The sequence below is a fragment of the Herpetosiphon llansteffanensis genome (assembly GCF_003205875.1).
In the GTDB taxonomy this organism is placed as follows: Bacteria; Chloroflexota; Chloroflexia; order Chloroflexales; family Herpetosiphonaceae; genus Herpetosiphon; species Herpetosiphon llansteffanensis.
Genome location: NZ_PUBZ01000114.1, coordinates 113181 through 133042 on the forward strand (window position 1 = coordinate 113181; position 19862 = coordinate 133042).

At 49.5% G+C, this 19862-nt stretch carries 13 protein-coding genes; 8 read left to right on the plus strand and 5 right to left on the minus strand.

Going from position 1 to position 19862, the window contains the following annotated elements:
- Positions 1 to 4: 4 nt before the first annotated feature.
- The gene (locus tag C5S61_RS18015; RefSeq protein ID WP_110517141.1) at positions 5 to 502 is read right to left on the minus strand and encodes a thioredoxin family protein; all 498 of its coding nucleotides are present in this window, start codon (positions 500 to 502) and stop codon (positions 5 to 7) included.
- Positions 503 to 867: 365 nt separating this feature from the next.
- Between C5S61_RS18015 and C5S61_RS18020 the strand changes: the two genes are divergently transcribed.
- The 5 genes from C5S61_RS18020 (at position 868) to C5S61_RS18040 (ending at position 12532) form a co-directional block, all read left to right on the plus strand.
- Complete coding sequence (locus C5S61_RS18020; RefSeq protein ID WP_110517143.1) at positions 868 to 1407, plus strand: hypothetical protein; 540 nt, start codon at positions 868 to 870, stop codon at positions 1405 to 1407.
- 18 nt (positions 1408 to 1425) lie between these two features.
- Positions 1426 to 4617: an Ig-like domain-containing protein gene (locus C5S61_RS18025; protein ID WP_110517145.1), complete on the plus strand. Its 3192-nt coding sequence runs from the start codon at positions 1426 to 1428 to the stop codon at positions 4615 to 4617.
- A 57-nt stretch (positions 4618 to 4674) separates the two neighbouring features.
- On the plus strand, positions 4675 to 7848 hold the full coding sequence (locus C5S61_RS18030; RefSeq protein ID WP_110517147.1) for an Ig-like domain-containing protein: 3174 nt from the start codon (positions 4675 to 4677) through the stop codon (positions 7846 to 7848).
- Positions 7849 to 7914: 66 nt separating this feature from the next.
- The gene (locus C5S61_RS18035; protein WP_110517149.1) at positions 7915 to 10341 is read left to right on the plus strand and encodes an Ig-like domain-containing protein; all 2427 of its coding nucleotides are present in this window, start codon (positions 7915 to 7917) and stop codon (positions 10339 to 10341) included.
- A gap of 70 nt (positions 10342 to 10411) precedes the next feature.
- Positions 10412 to 12532 (plus strand): hypothetical protein, encoded by a 2121-nt coding sequence (locus tag C5S61_RS18040; RefSeq protein ID WP_110517151.1) that lies wholly within the window; start codon positions 10412 to 10414, stop codon positions 12530 to 12532.
- A 51-nt stretch (positions 12533 to 12583) separates the two neighbouring features.
- Here C5S61_RS18040 and pyk read toward each other — a convergent pair whose 3' ends face one another.
- The 3 genes from pyk to C5S61_RS18055 all read right to left on the minus strand — a co-directional run bounded on the left by pyk (position 12584) and on the right by C5S61_RS18055 (position 15802).
- Positions 12584 to 13999: a pyruvate kinase gene (gene pyk, locus C5S61_RS18045; protein ID WP_110517153.1), complete on the minus strand. Its 1416-nt coding sequence runs from the start codon at positions 13997 to 13999 to the stop codon at positions 12584 to 12586.
- A gap of 184 nt (positions 14000 to 14183) precedes the next feature.
- Positions 14184 to 15242 carry a non-hydrolyzing UDP-N-acetylglucosamine 2-epimerase gene (gene wecB / locus C5S61_RS18050; RefSeq protein ID WP_110517156.1) on the minus strand — a complete coding sequence of 353 codons (1059 nt, stop codon included), beginning with the start codon at positions 15240 to 15242 and terminating at the stop codon, positions 14184 to 14186.
- Positions 15239 to 15802, minus strand: a complete 564-nt coding sequence (locus C5S61_RS18055; protein ID WP_110517158.1) for an SGNH/GDSL hydrolase family protein — start codon at positions 15800 to 15802, stop codon at positions 15239 to 15241. Before C5S61_RS18055 ends, wecB begins: the two co-directional genes overlap by 4 nt.
- Before the next feature lie 367 nt (positions 15803 to 16169).
- Between C5S61_RS18055 and C5S61_RS18060 the strand changes: the two genes are divergently transcribed.
- Together C5S61_RS18060 and C5S61_RS18065 are read left to right on the plus strand one after the other, a co-directional pair.
- Complete coding sequence (locus C5S61_RS18060) at positions 16170 to 16889, plus strand: ABC transporter ATP-binding protein (RefSeq protein WP_054536378.1); 720 nt, start codon at positions 16170 to 16172, stop codon at positions 16887 to 16889.
- A complete protein-coding gene (locus tag C5S61_RS18065) occupies positions 16886 to 18148 on the plus strand; it encodes an ABC transporter permease (RefSeq protein ID WP_110517160.1) in 1263 nt (420 codons plus the stop codon). The genes C5S61_RS18060 and C5S61_RS18065 overlap by 4 nt, the downstream gene beginning before the upstream one ends.
- Before the next feature lie 61 nt (positions 18149 to 18209).
- Here the strand turns inward: C5S61_RS18065 and C5S61_RS18070 are convergent, their stop codons facing one another.
- Positions 18210 to 18716 (minus strand): metallophosphoesterase family protein, encoded by a 507-nt coding sequence (locus C5S61_RS18070; protein WP_110517162.1) that lies wholly within the window; start codon positions 18714 to 18716, stop codon positions 18210 to 18212.
- A 149-nt stretch (positions 18717 to 18865) separates the two neighbouring features.
- Between C5S61_RS18070 and C5S61_RS18075 the strand changes: the two genes are divergently transcribed.
- The gene (locus C5S61_RS18075; RefSeq protein ID WP_110517164.1) at positions 18866 to 19861 is read left to right on the plus strand and encodes an aldo/keto reductase; all 996 of its coding nucleotides are present in this window, start codon (positions 18866 to 18868) and stop codon (positions 19859 to 19861) included.
- Position 19862 lies beyond the last annotated feature (1 nt).

The window sequence follows — 19862 nt, forward strand, 5'->3', positions numbered from 1 at the left end:
TTGTTTAGGCGCTTGGGGTGATACGATTGGCAGTTTCAGCAAAATAATAGTGTTCGACCAAGCGTTTGAGTTCGTCGGTATCCAAGGCATCGTAGGGTGTCAGCCGCGGCTCCGACCAACGGCTCAAAAACTCGCGGACGCGCCCAAAATGGTAGCTCTCGCCTTCTTCTAAAACGCTGGTATCTTGCGAGCACAACAATTGGCCGCGACTATTGTAGATAAAAATATGCGGTACGCCATCGAAGCCAGGCAAATGTTCTAAAAAGGTTTTATTTTTCTGCTCATCATCACCAACCAAAACTTTGACCGCAACATAATGGATGTCGCGCAAATAGCGCAATTGGGGATGGGCCTTGATAAACGCATCTAAGCGATGACACCAAATACACCAATCGCCACCAAGCTCGACTAAAATATTTTTCCGTTCACGTTGCGCAGTTTCTAAAGCGTTGCGCATATCGGCAAACGGATCACGTTCTGCATCAAAGAGCGAATCTGTCATGTATTAATTCCTCAACGGTTGTGATTTTGTGCTTGCTTCGAGCTTGCTCTCGGGACGCAACAATCAACAGCACTTTAAAGCTGCCCTTATTATAGCGGTTTCTTTTGAATTTGCAGCGCCATGCTTCACCCAAACTCACCCATAGATTGGGCTAACCCTAGCCCCCTGATACACCCTTTGACCCATTGCTCCTAGATACCGAAGTTGGTATGCTTGATCAGGAGAGATTTCCCCTTAAAGCATAATCTCTTTGAATTGTGCCGCTCGCACATTGAACTTAAGTAGCGGAGTGCTGGTTTAGTCTATTGGGCCAAACCAAGTCGCTAGCAGATGCTTTTATACAGTTAATGGAGATGGAGATGGAGATGAAGTTGAAGCGTTTTATCGTTGGCTTATGCTTAGGATTAAGCAGTATTGTGCCAGCGGCAACCGCCCAACAGCCTCAGCTTCTTCAGATAACCAATCAACCACAGATTGAAGGCACTTGGAGCGATGAATTTGCGGTCTATGAGCGCTCCGAGTTGAATGATTTTCCGTTGCGCCCAATCGAATGGAATAACACCCTGTATTCAGGCATGTATCACGATGGTGTAGCTGAGTGGAAGGGTAAGCAATGGCTGCAAATCGGCAACCTCGAAGGCCGAGTGATTGCGATCACTTGGCATCAAAATAAGCTCTACGCCTATGGCAAGCTGAATTTAGCTGGCATGCCAATCACTATGGCCTATTGGGATGGCGCAACATGGACAGCGATGCCCAATCAGATTTCGTATAGCATATCAGCGACACTAGCGAGCTATAACAATCAGCTGTCGTGCACAGCGGAACCTATCAACTCTATTTGCCCTATACCAACAAATAACCAGTTCGAGCGGCAAGCAAAGCATACTTATCGCTCAACATAAACCCAAGGAGAGAATTGGATGTCGAAACTCAAAAAAATCGTCAGCCTGTTCATACTGATCGTGCTCAGCCTGAGCATGATCCAACAACCAGCTGCGCCTGTTGCTGCCGTCGAACCGCAACAACCAAGTAGCCCTGGCACATGGAGCCAAGCCTTTGCCTCACCATCAAGGATCTCTGTAGCCTATATGCCAGGCCGCCCGATTGAATGGAATGGCATGCTCTATGCAGATATTGTTTCGAATTCCTATAACTCCACTGGGAGTGGGGTTGGCTATTGGAATGGTCAGCAGTGGTTCAAACTTGAGGGCCTTGATGGTTTCGTTCATTCGCTAACGGTGCATCAAAATAAGCTGTATGCTGCTGGTCAATTGAAGCTTGGCGGCAAAGATGTTAACATTGCCTATTGGGATGGCAACCTGTGGACAGCCTTGCCATATCGGCTTAATAATGATAGCTACTTACTTTTAGCCAGCCACGAGAATCAGCTCTATCTTGGTGGCAGCAAAATCGTGATTGATGGCCAAGCCTATGGAATTCTCGCCCGTTGGGATGGCAGCACGTGGTATTCGGCTTTGGAGCAGATGCAAGGTTGGGTGCTTGGGTATCTATCGCGACCCGATGGTCTCTATCTCCATGGTGTCTTTGCGATTGATGGCAAAAGAAGCGGTGTGTTGCGGGTAACGAGCACACAGGCTTCGCTCATTGGCGAAGGTTTCTATGGCTTGGTCTTTGATCTGAAAGACTTCAATAACCAACTCTATATCAGCGGACAATTTACCTCGACGCTCCAACCATCAATCAAAAATGTAGCAACGTGGAATGGCAGTAGTTGGGATAGTATTGGGAATGGAATTAGTAACCCAACTCATAATTTGGCGATGGTCGATGGCGAATTATATGCGCTGAGCACATCAAGTAATTTTCACTTGCTGCGTTGGGATACAACTCAATGGACAGCTATATCAATGCTGTATCCAGCACCAAATAATTATAATTGGCCTCGCTACCCTGATGCGGTGCTGTTGAATTACAACCAAGAATTACTGGCCTTTGGCCCGCTGATTTTGCGGCATTCTATCCCTAATTCCAACCAATCTATCAGGGGTGAAGTGGCTTTGCGTTGGGTAGATGATCATTGGGAATCGATGACCATCAATGGAATAAGCTCAGAAAAAGTAGTCTTAACCACGGTTGATGAAGATCTCTATGCTGCTTCCCGAGGAATGTATTGGGGCACAGCCTCATCGACCTTAGCGCATTTGAATGCCAATAATCAATGGCAATCGTTGATTGCGTATACCTACCAAACAAATCTTTATAATGTTGAGGCGCTCCAGAAGTATCAGCAAACCTTTTTTGGTCTCTACCAATCTACGCTGTATCAAGCTGGCAACAATACCTGGACGCAAGTTGTCACGGCGACAGTTCATTCGCTGGCGCAAGCCAATAATCTGTTGTATGTGGCTGGCGATTTCGAGCAATTTAATGGGGTAACGGCGCGCAACCTTGTGACATGGGATGGTACGCAATGGCAAGCCTTGAATACACCTGCGAGCTTTGATAAAGTTGTGATCGTCGAAGCCCATGGGAACACGGTCTATATCAGCGATGGCTTCCAAATTGCCCGTTGGGATGGTGTGCAGTGGACAACCTTGGCTACGAATGTGGTGAATATTGGCGAGATTGAGCCAACTGCCAACGGCGTGTACATCGCTGGTACATTTAGCAGTGTGGCTGGGGTGACGGCCCCGAAAATCGCCTATTGGAATGGCAGCACATGGTCGGGTTTAAGTGGTGTGGTCGATGGCGCGATCTACGATCTCGAAATGGGGGCTGATGGGCTATATGTGGCTGGCAGTTTCCGTGGGATAACCAATGGGATTGTGAGCGGTGGTATTCTGCGCTGGGATGGCAGCGCATGGCATGGTCTTGCTGGTGGGGTTCAAGCTAATGTAGTGTCTACCCATCCTGGCGTAGTCTATAGCCTCGCTGCAACCCCAACCCGCATGCTGATGTATGGTAACTTCATCAGGGTTGGCAATCAATACGAGTCAGCTATGATTGCCGCGTGGGAGTATGGCAACGAACCTTTAATCAAGGCCAAAGCCGATTATGCGATTACCTATCGCCCGCAACCAGTGACAATTAATGTGCTAGCCAACGATTGGAGCGATCAGCCCAGCCAATTGCAATTGGTAAGTGTGACCACGCCCAGCCATGGCACAGCGGCGATCAACGGATCTAGCATTGTTTATACGCCTGTTGCCCAATTCCAAGGCACCGATACCTTTACCTACACCGTGCGAGACCCGATCCATGCGGTCACGACGCAGGCGCAGGTGCGGGTCCATGTTTGGAACCACTTCCCAACTCTGGTGGATCAAGAGCGTCAAGTGCCACCATTTACCACAACGCTGCTTGATCCGTTGGCAAACCTCGTCGATGCGAATGGCGATAGTTTGACGATCACGCAAGCGAGTGTGGTCAGTGGCACGGTGGCGATTGTTAATAATCAATTGCGCTATACGCCGCCAAATCAACAGCATTTTAGCGATGTGGTGACCTATACCGTCAGTGATGGCCATGGCTGGCTGCGAACAGTACGGATTAAGCTGCGCAGTTACGATACAGCAGTGGTGACTAGTGCCGATCAGGCACGTACCTATCGCCCACATGCGGTGAGTGTGGATGTGTTGGCCAATGATTGGTCGCTACATAACGAGCCGCTACAAGTTATTCAGGTGAGTACTGCTAACCCTGGTACGGCCACGATTAGCGGCAATCAAGTGCAGTATATGCCAGCAACCACCTTCCAAGGAACGGCACTGATCAACTATACGGCGCGGAGTACAACCAGTGGTGTAACAGCAACGGGCACACTGACGATCGAGGTGCAAAATCATGTGCCAACCGTAGCTCCGATAACCATCACCATGCAACCAGGTAGTACAAGGATCTTCGACACCTATGCGAATATCATTGACCTGAACGGTGATGCATTGGGCATTTCCCATGTTAGTGCAACAGAAGGAACATTTACGATGGATTATTTCCAACTGCACTATACTGCGCCGATCTACTATCCATTTACGGCGACAATCACCTATAACGTGTTTGATGGTTATGGTGGTTCAAGCGTGGCAACGATTGTAGTCCAAAGTCAAAGTGGAACCTACCAGCGTCTATTTTTGCCCTATATCAGCAAATAACCTGATCGAGCGCCAATTACTCAATGATTGGCGCTCGATTCGTTGAGAGGAATTTGTATGTTGAAGCGATCAAAAATTGCGAGTCTGTTCATGCTAATCGTGCTTGGTGTGAGCATGATTCAACAACCAGCAGCGACTGTTGCTGCGTTAGAACCGCAACAACCAAGCAGTGCTGGTTCGTGGAGTTCAGCCTTTGCTGGGCCGTTTAAAGAACAAGCTGGCCTTATTCCTGTTCGCCCAATTGAATGGAATAACACCCTCTATTCTGCATTTTTTGATCTCAATAGCTTACAAGTGGGTGTTGCTGCTTGGAGTGGTGAACAATGGTTAAAGCTTGATGGTTTAAACGGTTTGGCTGATTCCTTGGTCGGCTATCAGGGTCGGCTGTATGTTGCTGGAAATTTCAACCTTGGCGGGAAAACGATCCGCATGGCCTATTGGAATGGCACTGTATGGACGGCCTTGCCCTATCAATTTAACCAAAATACCTTCTTGAATATGGTTGTGCACGACGATCAGCTGTATGTGGGCGGTTCAAACTTGCTGATTGATGGTCAAACCTATGGCTCGTTGGCCCGCTGGGATGGAACGCAATGGCATGCTGCTGCTGTTGGTGTGCAAGGTGCGCCTTTTAGTGTGCTCTCAACCCCTGATGGCTTGTATTTGGGTGGTGTCTTTGGCCTGCATGGCCAAAATACTGGCTTAATTCATTGGAATGGCAGCCAGTGGCAACGTGTTGGTGGCGGCTTGCGCGGATTGGTGCTCGATTTGGAATGGGCCAATAATCAACTGTATGTGAGCGGCGAATTCACCTCGACGCTTGAGCCAACGCTGAAGAATGTGGCCGCTTGGGATGGCACAAGCTGGGATACATTTGGTACGGGGATTAATCAACCAACTCATAGTGTTGTCATGGTTGATGGCGAGCTATATGCTCTCAGTAAATCATCGAATTATCAAGGCTCTCCGCATTTTCATTTACAGCGCTGGGATACCAACCAGTGGACGACCCTCGCAAATATGCGCGCCTGGAATACTTCACTAGTCCATTATCCCGATGCAGTTCTGGTTAATTACCAGCAACAGGTATTGGCGTTTGGCCCAATGTCGTTCATGAATGGGACAGCATCAAGCTTTGCTTGGGGCGATGCGGCGATGGTTTGGAACGATACTCATTGGCAATCAATGACTCCTACTGGCCTTGCAGTGACAAGTCGGGTCGCGCTGGCAACCGCTGGCGAAGATTTGTATGCTGCATCGAACCAAATGCATTGGGGCAATGGCGCAGCGAAGTTGGCTCATTTGAATGCCCAAAATCAATGGCAATCGCTAATTGACTTCTCAAATGAAACACCAACTAGTCCTTTTGAAGACCTTGAGAAGTATCAGCAAACTTTTTTCGGGGTTTCAAATCGGCAACTGTTCCAGACGGCCAATACTGCTTGGAATCCGGTCAGCCCAATTAATACGTTTGTTTATAGTTTGGCCCAAGCCAATAACCTGTTGTATGTCGCTGGCGATTTTGAGCAATTCAATGGCCTAACGGCGCATAATTTGGTTACATGGAATGGCAGCCAATGGCAAGCCTTGGATACGCCTGCTACCTTCAATGCGGTAACTGTGGTTGAAGCCGATGCCAATGCTGTGTATATCAGCGATGGTACGCAACTCGCCCGTTGGGATGGCGCGCAGTGGCAGATGCTTGCAAGTGCTGTGAATAGCATTACCTCCATTGAGCCAACCGCCGATGGTGTGTACATCGCTGGCACATTTAGCAGCGTGGCCGGAGTCAGCGCTGCTAAAATCGCCTATTGGAATGGCAGTACATGGTCGGGATTAAGCGGCGTGATCAATGGTGCAATCAATGACCTGGAAATGGGTGCTGATGGGCTATATGTGGCTGGTACTTTTGCTGGCCTAACCAATGGCATTGTCAGCCCCGGCATTCTGCGTTGGGATGGAACAGCATGGCATGGGCTTAATGGCGGTGTTCAAGCGGGCTATGTTGCGCAGCTTGCTGCAACTCCAACCCGCATGCTGCTGTATGGCACATTCAAGCAGGTTGGCAATCAATATGAATCAAGTTTGATTGCGGCGTGGGAGTATGGCAACGAACCCTTGATTCGTGCCAAAACTGATTATGCGATCACCTATCGGCCACAGCCGGTCACGGTCAATGTGCTGGCCAATGATTGGAGCGATCAGCCGAGCCAATTGCAACTGCTGAGCGTTGCCCCATCAAGCAACGGCACGGCGGTGATCAGCGGCACGCAGCTGGTTTATACCCCTGCCAGCCAATTCCAAGGCACCGATACCCTCACCTACACCGTGCGCGACCCGCTGCATGCTGTCACGACGACTGCGCAGGTGCGGGTGCATGTTTGGAATCACTTTCCCTTGATTGCCGACAAAGAGCGGCAGGTGCAGCCATTTGCCGAAACGATCTTTTTCCCCCTGAATGGGTTGGTTGACTTAAATGGTGATGAGTTGACGATCACTCAAGCCAGTGCTGTGAGCGGTACTGTGCAGATTGACGCTGATAGATTGCGCTATCTTCCCCCGCAGCAACAGCAGGTTTTTACCGATACGCTGACCTATACCGTCAGTGATGGTCATGGCGGCCAACAAACCGCGCGGATTAAGCTATTTAGTACCAATGCAAGTGTGGTTGCGGTGAATGACAACGCCACTACCTATCGTCCACATGCGGTTATGGTGGATGTGCTAGCCAATGATTGGGCGGTCAATAACGAGCCGTTGCAACTGGTCGCAGTCAACAGACCAGCCTATGGCACGGCCACGATCAGCGGCAACCAAGTGCACTATCTGCCAGATGCCAACTTTCAAGGTATCGTCTCCGTGCAGTATACGGTGCGCAATGTAACCCGTGGCACGGTAGCATTGGGCATTGTATTAATTGATGTCTTGAATCATGCACCGACGGTTGCCCCGCTGACGCTGACGCTTGCGCCGCATAGCACAACCCTGATCGATGCCTTGGCCCAGGCCAGCGATTTAAATGGCGATGCGTTAACGATCAACCAGGCGAGTGCTACGGTTGGTGAAGTCGACATAATTGGTAATCAATTGCGCTATCGTGCGCCAAACAACACGCCGTTTACCGCCACCATCAGCTATCGCGTGGATGATAGCCATGGTGGTGTGACCGAGGGGACGATTACCGTCAATAGCGCCCGCTATCAGTTGTTCTTGCCCTATACCAGCAAATAATTAATTGAGATCGGGCGGTAAGTACACGTTGCTTGCCGCTCAATAGAGACCCAAGGAGAGAATTGGATGTCGAAACTTTCCAAAATTACCATCTTCTTTACCATAGTTGGGTTAATCTTAGGATTGATCCACCAACCAATTGCCCCAGTTGCCGCCGTTGAGCCGCAACAACCACATAATCCTGGCACGTGGAGTGCGGCCTTTGCCTCGTCCTTGAAAACCAATTATGGCTATATTCCGGGCCGCCCGATTGAATGGAATGGCACGTTGTATGCAAACATTCTCTCGCTTGCCTATAGCGCCAGTGATGCAGGCGTTGGCTACTGGAACGGTCAACAATGGTTGAAAATTGATGGATTAACGGGTTTGGTTGATTCAGTGGTCGTACACCAAAATAAGCTGTACGCTGCTGGGAAATTTAGCCTTGATGGCAAGCACTTCAACATTGCCTATTGGGATGGCAATCTATGGACTGCGCTACCTTATCAATTTAATAATAATACCTTTTTAAATTTAGTGAGTCACGAGAATCAGCTCTATGTTGGTGGTGGCAACTTAGTTATTGATGGCCAAGCAATCAGTTTATTGGCCCGTTGGGATGGAACGCAGTGGCATGATGCTGCCGAAGGAATTGAAGGGATTGTCTTTAGTCTGCTCTCAACACCCAACGGCCTGTATTTGGGTGGTGCTTTTGGCTTGAATGGTCAAGGTACAAGCTTAATCCATTGGAATGGCAGCCAGTGGCAACGTGTTGGTGGCGGCTTGCGCGGGTTGGTGATGGATCTGGAATGGGCCAATAGCCAAATCTATGTAAGTGGCCAATTTACTTCAACCCTCCAGCCAGCTGTGCATAATATTGCCGCCTGGAATGGCACAACTTGGAATACCTTTGGCACGGGGATTGTCAGCGCTACACACAATCTTGCGCTCGTGGATGATCAGGTGTATGCGCTCAGCAAATCACTCAATTATCCTAATCCTGCGCAGTTTCAGTTGCATCGTTGGGATGCAACCCATTGGACAACTCTCTCGACCATGCAACAAGAAAGTCTTAATGGAAGTTGGTTGCACTACCCCGATGCGGTGCTCTTGAATTACAATCAGGAATTGTTCGCCTTTGGTGCGCTCCGGGCGGTGCAAGCTATTCCCAATTCCAACCAGTATACGTGGAGCGATTGGGCCTTGCGTTGGGATGGTGAATACTGGCTATCAATGACCCCAAGCGGGCTTATTTCTAGTGGAAATGAGGGACCAAGTGTTGTTCTCACCACTGATAACGAAGATCTCTATGCACTCGCCAACAAGATGCATTGGAATATTGCTTGGGCCACTTTAGCCCATTTGAATCCTCAAAATCAATGGCAATCGTTGGTTGAGTATACCTATCAGCCAGCTTTGGGTAATCCTCAAGCGCTACAAAAGTATCAACAAAGCTTTTTCAGTATTTACGATAATCGGCTGTATCAAGCTGGCAACAATACGTGGAACGCCGCCAGTAACAACTACGTGAGCAGTTTAGCCCAAGCCAATAATCTGTTGTATGTCGCTGGTGGATTTGAGCAATTCAATGGCGTAACGGCGCATAACTTGGTCACATGGAATGGCACGCAATGGCAAGCCTTGAATACGCCTGCTGCATTTGATCAGGTGGCAATCGTCGAAGCTCATGGGAATTCGGTCTATATCAGTGATGGCAGCCAACTCGCGCGCTGGGATGGCGTGCAGTGGACGACCCTTGCTCCCAATGTGACGAATATTAGCGAGATTGAGCCAACCGCTGATGGTGTGTACATTGCTGGCACATTTAGCAGTGTCGCTGGCGTTAGCGCCCCTAAAATCGCCTATTGGAATGGCAGTACATGGTCAGGGTTAAGTGGCGTGATCGATGGTTCAATCTCTGATCTCGAAATGGGCGCTGATGGCTTATATGTCGCTGGTAATTTTCGCGGTTTGACCAACGGGATTGTGAGCAATGGCATTTTGCGCTGGGATGGCGCAGCTTGGCATGGTCTCGCTGGTGGAGTTCAAGCAAATCTAGTCTCTATGCATCCTGGCGTAGTCTATAGCCTCGCTGCAACCCCAACGCGGATATTGATGCATGGGAAATTCCTCAGGGTTGGTAATGAGTATGAATCCTATAATATTGCTGCCTGGGAATATGGCAACGAACCCTTAATCAAAGCCAAACCTGATTATGCGATTACCTATCGCCCGCAACCAGTGACGGTCAATGTACTGGCCAATGATTGGAGCGATCAGCCCAGCACATTGCAGCTGGTGAGCGTAACCACGCCCAGCAATGGCACAGCAGTGATTAGTGGCAACCAAATTGTGTATCGACCATATCCTCAATTTACAGGGCTTGATACCCTTACCTATACCGTGCGCGACCCGATTAATGCGGTCACGACCACCGCCCAAGTGCGGCTGCACGTTTGGAATAACCCAAGCGTCGTCTTGCATGATGTGTATTTGCCTGCGGTAATCCGCTAATATTGCTGTGGGTGTTGACCTATCGAGTGTCAGCACCCAATATTAATTTTATGCTCGAGAGGAGCTACTGATGAGAACTATTTGGCGTTGGACAAACCTCCTAGGCATTTTGGCCGTCTGCAGTTGGTTGGTGAGTGCCCAGCCTCGCCCAACGCATGCCATGCAGCCAAGCGAAGCCAACAATGGCGGCTCGTGGAGCAATGAATTTGCTGGCTTTGGCGGAAATAATGTTGATGATTACGGGCTGGAACGCCCCTTGGTTTGGAACGATACACTCTATTCTATCTCTGTTGATCGCTACATCAGAGGTACCCAATCAAATGGGGTAATCTATTGGGATGGCCGCCAATGGCTGAGGTTGGGGACGCTTGATGGCTATGTTGAATCCATCGTAGGTCATCAGGATAAACTCTATGCCGCTGGCTCTTTGATCCTTGCTGGCCAACAGATTGACTTGGCCTATTGGGATGGCACGACTTGGACTGCATTAGCCACGGTGGTGAATAACGCTAGCCATCTAGTATTGGCGAGTCACCAGAATGAGCTTTATTTAGGTAGTTATCCTTTAGTGATTGATGGCCAAGCCTACCAAAATATTGCCCGTTGGAATGGCACCCAATGGAATGAAGTTGGTACTGGCTATGATGGACTTGCCTTCAATTTGCTGAGTGCTGCTGATGGCTTGTATGCTGGCGGTTCAATTCAGCCAATCAATTCGCAGAGCCAAGGTGGAATTGTCCGCTGGGATGGCACGCAATGGCACGATGTTGGCGGTGGGGTAACTGGACAAGTTGTGGATTTGCAAATTGCTGATGATCAGTTGATTATCGGAGGATCATTTACTTCAACCACCAACTTGCAACTGCATAATATTGCTGCTTGGAATGGCACAAACTGGAATAGCTTTGGGAATGGTGTTCCGAATCGGGTTGAAAGTCTGCTTATGCGGGCTGATGGCCTGTATGCCTTAGGCCATGTCAATTATGCTAATGTACCGCTCCATTATTGGAATGGTACAAATTGGACAGTACTGGGGCAAGCTAGGTACATCCATTATAGTTGGATTCAATTTCCCAAATATTCGTTAGTTGAGTTTGAGAACGAAATGTATGCCTTGGGCGATTTAGTCATTAATGGTCAGTATCGTGGTGTGAATCGGCTGGTCTGGCGGGCTGATCATTGGGAATCGATGACTCCCAATGGGCTGTATGGGGGACCGCTGATCCTCAGTAATCTTGGCGAAACGATCTATGGCTACTCGCCCTTTCGCTCAATGTGGAGCACTGGCTACAGTTCATTAATTCGTTTTGATGCTGCGGCTGGTTGGCAATCGATGATTGAGCAACCCACTGATTCTCTATATGGGGAGATACCTCGCCAATTGGAAGTGTTCAGCGATACGATTTTCCTCATGCAAAAACCCAAGCTGTATCGTACGAATTTAATTTCAGCAACTTGGAATGCTGTTAGTGATCAACCAGTTTTTGGCATCGCTCGCGACCAAGGCAAACTCTACGTTGCTGGCGATTTTAGCCAATTTGCTGGCGTAGACAGTGCTAACTTGGTGATGTGGAACAATGGCCAATGGCAAGCCTTTGCTGCGCCAGCCTCGTTCAGCCAAGTAACGGTGGTTGAAGCTTTAAATGGCGTGGTCTATATTAGCGATGGCGCACAAGTAGCCCGCTGGGATGGCACGCAATGGCACACCATCCTTACTGGAACGAGCGGCATCCAAAAGCTTGAGGCTAGCGCTGATGGTTTGTATATTGCTGGCACATTTAGCAGCATTGCTGGCGTAACTGCCCATAAAATCGCCTACTGGAATGGCTCATACTGGTCAGCTTTAGCTGGATTCATTGATGGCCCAATCAATGACCTTGAAATGGGAGCCGATGGCTTGTATGTTGCTGGTGCATTCAATGGTGTGGCTGGTGGCGTGGTTAGCCCGGGCATCCTGCGTTGGAACGGAGTTTGGAATAGCGTCGGCGGCGGGGTTCAGCAGCGCGAGGCCTATGCAGCCAACGGCGTGGTTAATGCATTAGTTGCCACGCCAACCCGCATGTATTTGAGTGGCGTGTTTGATATGGTTGGCAATACCTATGAATCATCAGCAATTGCAGCGTGGAATTATGGCGAGCCAGGTTGGGTTGCCCCAACCTATGCAGTCTATGCACCATTTGCTATGCGCTAAACTTAGCGATTAAAGCACGAGGCCGCTCAATCCTGAGCGGCCTCGTGTTTTTTAGATCGAAAGAATCTTGAGGAAGTTGGTTGTGCCACGCACTGCCAAGGGGTGACCACCAGTGATTACCACCGAATCGCCTGGCTTGATAACTTGGCGCTCGATCATAATCGCGCGGGCCAAGTTGCTCAAATCGTCAAGTCGGGTCACGAATGGGCAAAGCAGTGCTTCAACGCCCCACAGCAAGGCCAAACGATGATAGACATCGTATTCGTGGGTCATAGCAATAATCGGCACTCGTGGGCGGTCGCGGGCAACCAAATGCGCGGTAAAGCCCGACGATGTGAAAGCCACAATCGCTGCAATATCGATTGATTCAGCAATCGCGCAGGCAGCATGGCTAATCGCGTGCGAATAGGTTTCTGGTGGATCTGAGGCGTTGCGTTGTTGAGCATCACGTGGTGGTGCGCCACGCTCAGTTACTTCGGCAATTCGTGCCATAATCGTCACTGCTTCAACGGGATACGCGCCATTTGCCGTTTCGCCACTCAACATAACTGCATCGGTGCCGTCGAGAATTGCATTCGCCACGTCGCTGGCTTCAGCCCGGGTTGGCCGTGGATTGACAATCATCGATTCAAGCATCTGGGTTGCGGTGATTACCGGAATTCCCACCCGATTGGCGGCGGCAATAATCCGTTTTTGAATCAATGGCACTTCTTCTGGGGGCATTTCCACGCCCAAGTCGCCACGAGCAACCATGATCCCATCAGCAACGGCCACAATCGATTCAATATTATCGACAGCTTCGGGCTTTTCGATTTTGGCGATAACTGGCGTGTGGTAGCCAGCGCCAGCAATTTCTTGCTTGACTAATTGCACATCTTCGGCACGGCGCACAAACGAAATCGCAACATAATCGACTCCTTCGTGCAAACCAAAGATCAAATCTTCGCGATCTTTTTCGGTCATGGCGGGGGCGCTGACATCGACTCCAGGCAAGTTAATGCCTTGGTTTTCGCGCAACATCCCACCAGTTACCACTTCGGTAATAACTTCAGTAGCGCTACACTCTTGCACTCGCAATTCAATCAAACCATCGGAAAGCAAAATCCGATCGCCAGGCTTACAGTCGCTGGGGAGATTTTTGTAGGTGGTGTTGACCCGCCCAACTTTCCCAACTTCATTTTCAATCGTAATGACAAAGCTTTCGCCAGTTGTAAGTTTAATTGGTTGCTTATCAACTAATTTGCCAGTCCGAATTTTTGGCCCTTGCAAGTCTTGCAACACCGCAATTGGGCGATTGAGCTTAATTGAAATTTGACGCAAGAGCCGAATGCGTTCTGAATGGTCGTTATGAGTACCATGGGAGAAATTTAAGCGAGCAACATTCATTCCCGCTAATGCCAACGCTGTTATTTTTTCCTCGGTGTCGCAGGCAGGCCCTAGCGTGGCAACAATCTTGGTTCGGCGCATTGATGACCTCGTGTAAGTGCGGAACACCGCGTCGGCATCTTTGGCGAAACAGTGACCTAAAGTTCTCAAGTGATGACTAATTCAATTCACTTCAATTATAAACGAAAACGCATCCACGGGGGATGCGTTTTTAGCCGATTCTAGCACGCTATTTTGTAATGCGCTGCGTCAAATTTACTAAAATTTAGTAATCCGACCAGCTGCGAAAATGCTCTTGCAAGCAGGCCACGATGCGTTGGCCAACTCCACGCTCGCCATAGACCGCAGCAAATTGCTGGCCTTTTTTGGCGCGCTGGTTGCGCACCGCCGCCATAATTGCCTCAGGCTCAAAGCCAGTTACCACATTCGCGCCCGATTCGATGGTTTCTGGGCGTTCGGTGTTGTCGCGCACGGTGACACACGGCACCCCAAAAATGTAGGCTTCCTCTTGAATACAGCCGCTATCGGTGATGATAATGTTGGCGTATTTTTCATAGGCCAACGACTCAAACGGCTCAACTGGATCGATCACCTGCACCCGATTCAGCAATTCCATGCTCAAGCCATACTGTTCCATCGCCGCGCGCGTGCGTGGATGCATCGGGAAAATCATGGCATCGAATTCGAGCGCTAGCTCGTTGATTGTGCTGAAAACCCGCTCCATCAACTCGCGGCTATCGGTAAATTCTTTGCGATGCAAGGTGATGTAGGCATACTGATCGTTGCGGCGCGGCGTAAGTTCATGGCCAAAATCGTGAATCAAATCGACAGTCGTGTTGCCAATGTTGAAAATGCGCCCGCGCAAATCGGGTATTTTGGCCAAATAATCTGCTTGATATTGGGTATACGAGAACAAATAATGGGCTGCGCCATCGACCATAATGCGGTTGCGCTCTTCGTACATACGTTTATCGAAGGCGCGCAAGCCAGCCTCGACATGGGCCAAACCAACATCAGAATAGACTGCCGCAATTGCCCCAACCAAGGCCGCCGCTGTATCGCCATTGACCAAAATGAGGTCGATTGCATGGCGGCGAATTTGCTCGCGCACCCAGTCAATCGCTGCGCCAATGCTGTAATCGCCAGGAAAAACCTCGTCGGGCGCATAGCCCATTTGGCCAAAAATCGCCGCTTGCAACAAATGGTCGTGATGTTGATTGGTGTGCAGCACCACAAATGGCACCTCTGCTGCTCGCAGCGCCTGCACAATCGCATAATTTTTCATCACTTCAGGCCGCGTGCCAAGCACAATTGCTATTTTCATAAATTTACAATCACCTCACAGAACGATTCTGCTACGCGTCGATTGCCATCTTCGTTGAAGTGAACTGGGTCGACATAACATTCGCGATTCAAGCCCACCATCGGAACCCAGATCGCCTTGCTAAATTCGGCCACAACTTTGCCGATCACGCTATTGTATTGTTTGCGGCGTTCGACGGTTTCTTTGGTAAAGAAAATATGCCCATCAGCATAAATTGGCGGAATCTCGCCACAAAAAACTGCTTTATGTCCTTTAATCACTAATGTGCGAATAATTTGGCGATAATATTCTTCAAAAAGATCAATTGGGGTATTATTGCCGACATCGTTCGTACCAATTAATAGACATGATTGAAATGTATCGTTGATTGTATCAATTTCTTCATTCAATTTAAACCACAGGTTGCGGGCAGTATAGCCATTAACACTGCGGTTGATGGTGCGCCATTGATAGGGCGTGCGCTGTGTTAGCATTTGGGCGAGGTGTAATGGATAACAGCCATACGAACGTGCGCCAAAGGTTTGGCTATCGCCAATACATAACATATTTTGGTAATGCATATAAATAAACCTAATAATTAAAAGAATAATTCCAGCTGCGATCAGTTTTACAGCATCCAAGCAAGATTGGACTGATCGTGCATGCCTCCCTCCGTCAACACACTCAAACGTTATCCAGCTAGCCAGATATTAAATTTTTTATTAAAAAAGCTCAGCTATCTTCAATCTTGTGGAGCGTCGTTGATTATAGGCCAACATGGCTAGAAATAAAAGAGCCAATTGGGCTATTGATTAAACTAATCGAGCTGGATTTTGCTGGCACTGCGAGTGCTTTGGGCTTGCATGTCATAGATGATCATAAAATTGCTCACAACAGCCCAATATTCCTATGGTATGGTTAAGCCAGCTTATTTGCCAAGGAGTCGCTATGGGTCAATCCACCTCGTTAATTCGAACTACCAAGCTCCAACGCACCTATCAAATGGGAAAAAATACTGTTCAAGCGTTGGCAGGCGTTGATCTGGAAATTGAACGCGGCACCTTTGTGGCGCTGGTTGGGCCGTCTGGCTCAGGAAAATCAACCTTATTGAATGTGATTGGTGGCCTCGACCGCCCGAGTTCAGGTGAGGTTTGGGTCAGTGATTTGGAGCTTGGCCAAGCCCCAGATAAAAAATTGGTCAGCTTTCGCCGCGATCGGGTTGGCTTTATTTTTCAAAGCTTTAATCTCTTGCCAACCAACCAAGCTTGGGAAAATGTGGCTTTGCCGTTGATGTTGGCTGGCCGCAGCCGTAGCGAACGTCGTAAACGAGCAGAAAATCTGCTAGAGCAAGTTGGGCTTGGCGATCGCGCTGATCACCGTCCAGCTGAGCTTTCTGGTGGCCAGCAACAACGGGTGGCAATTGCTCGGGCCTTGGCCAATGATCCAGTATTGATTTTGGCCGACGAGCCAACCGGCAACCTTGATTCGCGCACCGGTCGCGATGTGTTGCTGCTGCTGCAACGGCTTGTGCGCGAGCAAAACGTGACCTTGTTGATGGTCACCCACGATATGAATGCAGCCTCGTATGCTGATCGGATTGTGCATATGCGCGATGGCAAGATTGAGCAAATTGAAACGATTGAACGAACGGCGGAGGCTGTAGCATGACATTTGGCGATATTTTACGCACTGCTTGGAGCAATTTAACCCGCCGCAAAGTTCGCACTTCGTTAACTTCGCTGGGCGTGACGGTAGGCATTTTTACAATTGTGGTGATGCTTTCGCTCGGGGTTGGCGTTCAGCGCGTCATTCAACAACAATTTGATGCGATTGGGCTAGAAAATGTGGTGGTTCAGCCGCGCGATGCAGAGCGTAACCCCTACACGCGCTATGTGCGGCCCGAGCGCGAGGTCGTGATTTCGCCTGCCAAAATTGCCGAGTGGCAGCAAATGGACGATATTGTTAGCGTTACGCCGATCGTCGATGTCAACGAATCGATCTCCAAACGCTTAGTATTGCCTGGTGATGCAGCCGCAACCATCGCCGTCGGCGTTGACCCAGGCATTGGCATCAATAATCCCTTTGAAACGCCGCCAACCGCTTTGGCCGGAGTGTTGCGCCCAACCAAAGATGGCGAAATTGTAATTTCGCAACGGGCCTTGCGCCGTTTGGGCTTGACCGCCGAAGTTAATAATTTGATTGGTCAAAAAGTCCAGCTAGTGATGGAAACGCCACGCGGCGAATCGCAAAGCTTTGACTATACCTTGGTTGGGGTTTCGAGCGTTGATAATAACTTGGTTGCATTAACCCCTAACGATAGCATTGCGCTCAAAGCGTGGTGGTTTAACGAGCCTGATCTGCTCGACAAAGAAGGCTACGATTATGCCCTGATTCGAGCCAAAGATCTGAATGTTGCCCGTCAATTGACGACTCAGTTGCGCGCCGAACGCTTTCGGGTGCAATCGGTCGAAACCGTGCTTGAATTGGCCTCGAAAATCTTCTTGGTGATCAATATTATGCTTGGCTCGGTTGGTGGCTTGGCGCTGTTCGTCGCTACAATCGGGATTATGAACACCATGATTATGGCGATTTACGAACGGACACGCGAAATTGGTACGCTCAAGGCCATCGGTGCTTCGCGCGGCAACATTCGCACGCTCTTTATGACCGAGGCTGGCCTGATTGGTCTCTTTGGCGGGATTGTGGGCTTGCTTGGCGGTTGGGGCGTTGGCCGCATCCTCAATCGGGTTGCGCTTGCCTACCTCGAACGCGAAGAAGTGCCAATTCGCGGCGATTTCTTCTATATTCCGCCGTGGTTGATTGGCTTGGCAATTGGCTTTGGCTTGGTGGTAGGGATTGTAGCTGGCTTGTATCCCGCTGCCCGTGCTGCCCGCCTTGATCCAATCAAAGCGCTGCGCCACGAATAAACCCAAGCCATTTTAGCAACGAAGAATCCCCTCGCTTGATCATTAGCGAGGGGATTCTTGTTTAATCGGCATTTTTGATAAAGTCGGCCATCTTGAGCGGAATCAGCTCGGCCTTAAATTCGCCATTATCTTGAATATCCAAAAATACGACTGTTGGCTCGCCAAGTTGGCCGCGTGGTTGCGAAGCCGAACCAGGATTGATGAACAGCACCCCTTGATATTCCTCGATTAAGGCAATATGGCTATGGCCACAAATGGCGATCTGCGGCGTGGGCTGGGGCAATTGACGCTGCCAGCGCTTGGGAATATCACCAATATGCTGCATCATAATCCTGATGCCTTCAACTTCGATGGTTGTGTTAATCGGGTAAATATCGAGCGCCGTATTCCAATCGACGTTGCCAGTAACCGCCGTAACTGGTGCAATTGCGCTTAACCGATCGATGATTGGCGGTTGCGCCCGCCCAATATCGCCTGCATGCAAAATGCGGCTTGCGCCAACAAACAGCTGTTCGACCCGTGGGTCTAATTTGCCATGCGTATCCGAAATAATACAAATTCGTTGCATTGCCTACCTCACCACAATCCACAAAGAATTATCGCTCATCATACCATAGCTAAACATATTGTATCAAAATACGAATGACAGATATTGACATCTGTCATTCAATACTGTATACTCAAGATTAGTTACTGAATTAGTTTGGAGTTGCAGCGATGCACAAGCGTCAATTAGGCCAAGATGGTTTGGTGGTTTCGGCAGCAGGTTTGGGTTGTATGGCGATGTCGGGTATGTATGGCCCATCGGATCGGTCTGAAAGCATCGCCACGATTCATGCAGCGCTCGATGCGGGCATCAATTTGCTCGATACTGGCGATTTTTATGGCATTGGCCATAACGAACTTCTGATTAGCGAAGCCCTGCGCGAACGATCACGTGCTGATGTGGTTTTGAGTGTTAAGTTTGGGGCATTGCGTGGGCCAGATGGTGCGTGGCTTGGCTACGATTCACGGCCTGCGGCAGTCAAAAATTCCTTGGCCCACACCTTGACCCGCTTAAACACCGATTATATTGACATTTATCGGCCTTCGCGGCTTGATCCTGATGTGCCAATTGAGGAAACCATTGGCGCAATCGCCGAGATGATAGAAAAAGGCTATGTGCGGCATATTGGCTTGTCGGAAGTCGGGGTTGAGACGATTCGACGGGCAGCGGCGGTGCATCCAATCGTCGATTTGCAAATTGAATATTCGCTGCTTTCACGCGGCATCGAGGCCGAGATTCTGCCAGCTTGTCGTGAATTAGGCATTGGCATCACTGCCTATGGTGTGCTTTCACGCGGCTTGCTGAGCGGTGCTTGGTCGAAAGAGCGGGTTTTGGCTGGCTCAGATTTTCGTGCTCATGGCCCACGCTTTACTGGCGAAAACCTTGATCGCAACATCGATCTCGTGGCGGCCTTGCAAACAATTGCCGATGCTAAAGGCGCAAGCATCTCGCAAATTGCCAGCGCCTGGGTTGTGGCCCAAGGCAGCGATATTATTCCCTTGTTTGGGGCGCGGCGATTACACCAATTGCACGACTCGTTGGCCAGCCTTGAAATTGGCTTGAACGCTGATGAATTGGCCTCGATTGAGCGGGCAATTCCCAAAGATGCGGCAGCGGGCGAGCGCTACCATAGCTCGTTGATGCAGCATCTCGATAGCGAACGCTAAA

Coding starts and splice junctions, on each gene's coding strand:
- C5S61_RS18015 (WP_110517141.1), bottom strand. CDS start 502: ATGACAGATTCGCTCTTTGATGCAGAACGTGATCCGTTTGCCGATATG.
- C5S61_RS18020 (WP_110517143.1), top strand. CDS start 868: ATGAAGTTGAAGCGTTTTATCGTTGGCTTATGCTTAGGATTAAGCAGT.
- C5S61_RS18025 (WP_110517145.1), top strand. CDS start 1,426: ATGTCGAAACTCAAAAAAATCGTCAGCCTGTTCATACTGATCGTGCTC.
- C5S61_RS18030 (WP_110517147.1), top strand. CDS start 4,675: ATGTTGAAGCGATCAAAAATTGCGAGTCTGTTCATGCTAATCGTGCTT.
- C5S61_RS18035 (WP_110517149.1), top strand. CDS start 7,915: ATGTCGAAACTTTCCAAAATTACCATCTTCTTTACCATAGTTGGGTTA.
- C5S61_RS18040 (WP_110517151.1), top strand. CDS start 10,412: ATGAGAACTATTTGGCGTTGGACAAACCTCCTAGGCATTTTGGCCGTC.
- pyk (WP_110517153.1), bottom strand. CDS start 13,999: ATGCGCCGAACCAAGATTGTTGCCACGCTAGGGCCTGCCTGCGACACC.
- wecB (WP_110517156.1), bottom strand. CDS start 15,242: ATGAAAATAGCAATTGTGCTTGGCACGCGGCCTGAAGTGATGAAAAAT.
- C5S61_RS18055 (WP_110517158.1), bottom strand. CDS start 15,802: ATGCATTACCAAAATATGTTATGTATTGGCGATAGCCAAACCTTTGGC.
- C5S61_RS18060 (WP_054536378.1), top strand. CDS start 16,170: ATGGGTCAATCCACCTCGTTAATTCGAACTACCAAGCTCCAACGCACC.
- C5S61_RS18065 (WP_110517160.1), top strand. CDS start 16,886: ATGACATTTGGCGATATTTTACGCACTGCTTGGAGCAATTTAACCCGC.
- C5S61_RS18070 (WP_110517162.1), bottom strand. CDS start 18,716: ATGCAACGAATTTGTATTATTTCGGATACGCATGGCAAATTAGACCCA.
- C5S61_RS18075 (WP_110517164.1), top strand. CDS start 18,866: ATGCACAAGCGTCAATTAGGCCAAGATGGTTTGGTGGTTTCGGCAGCA.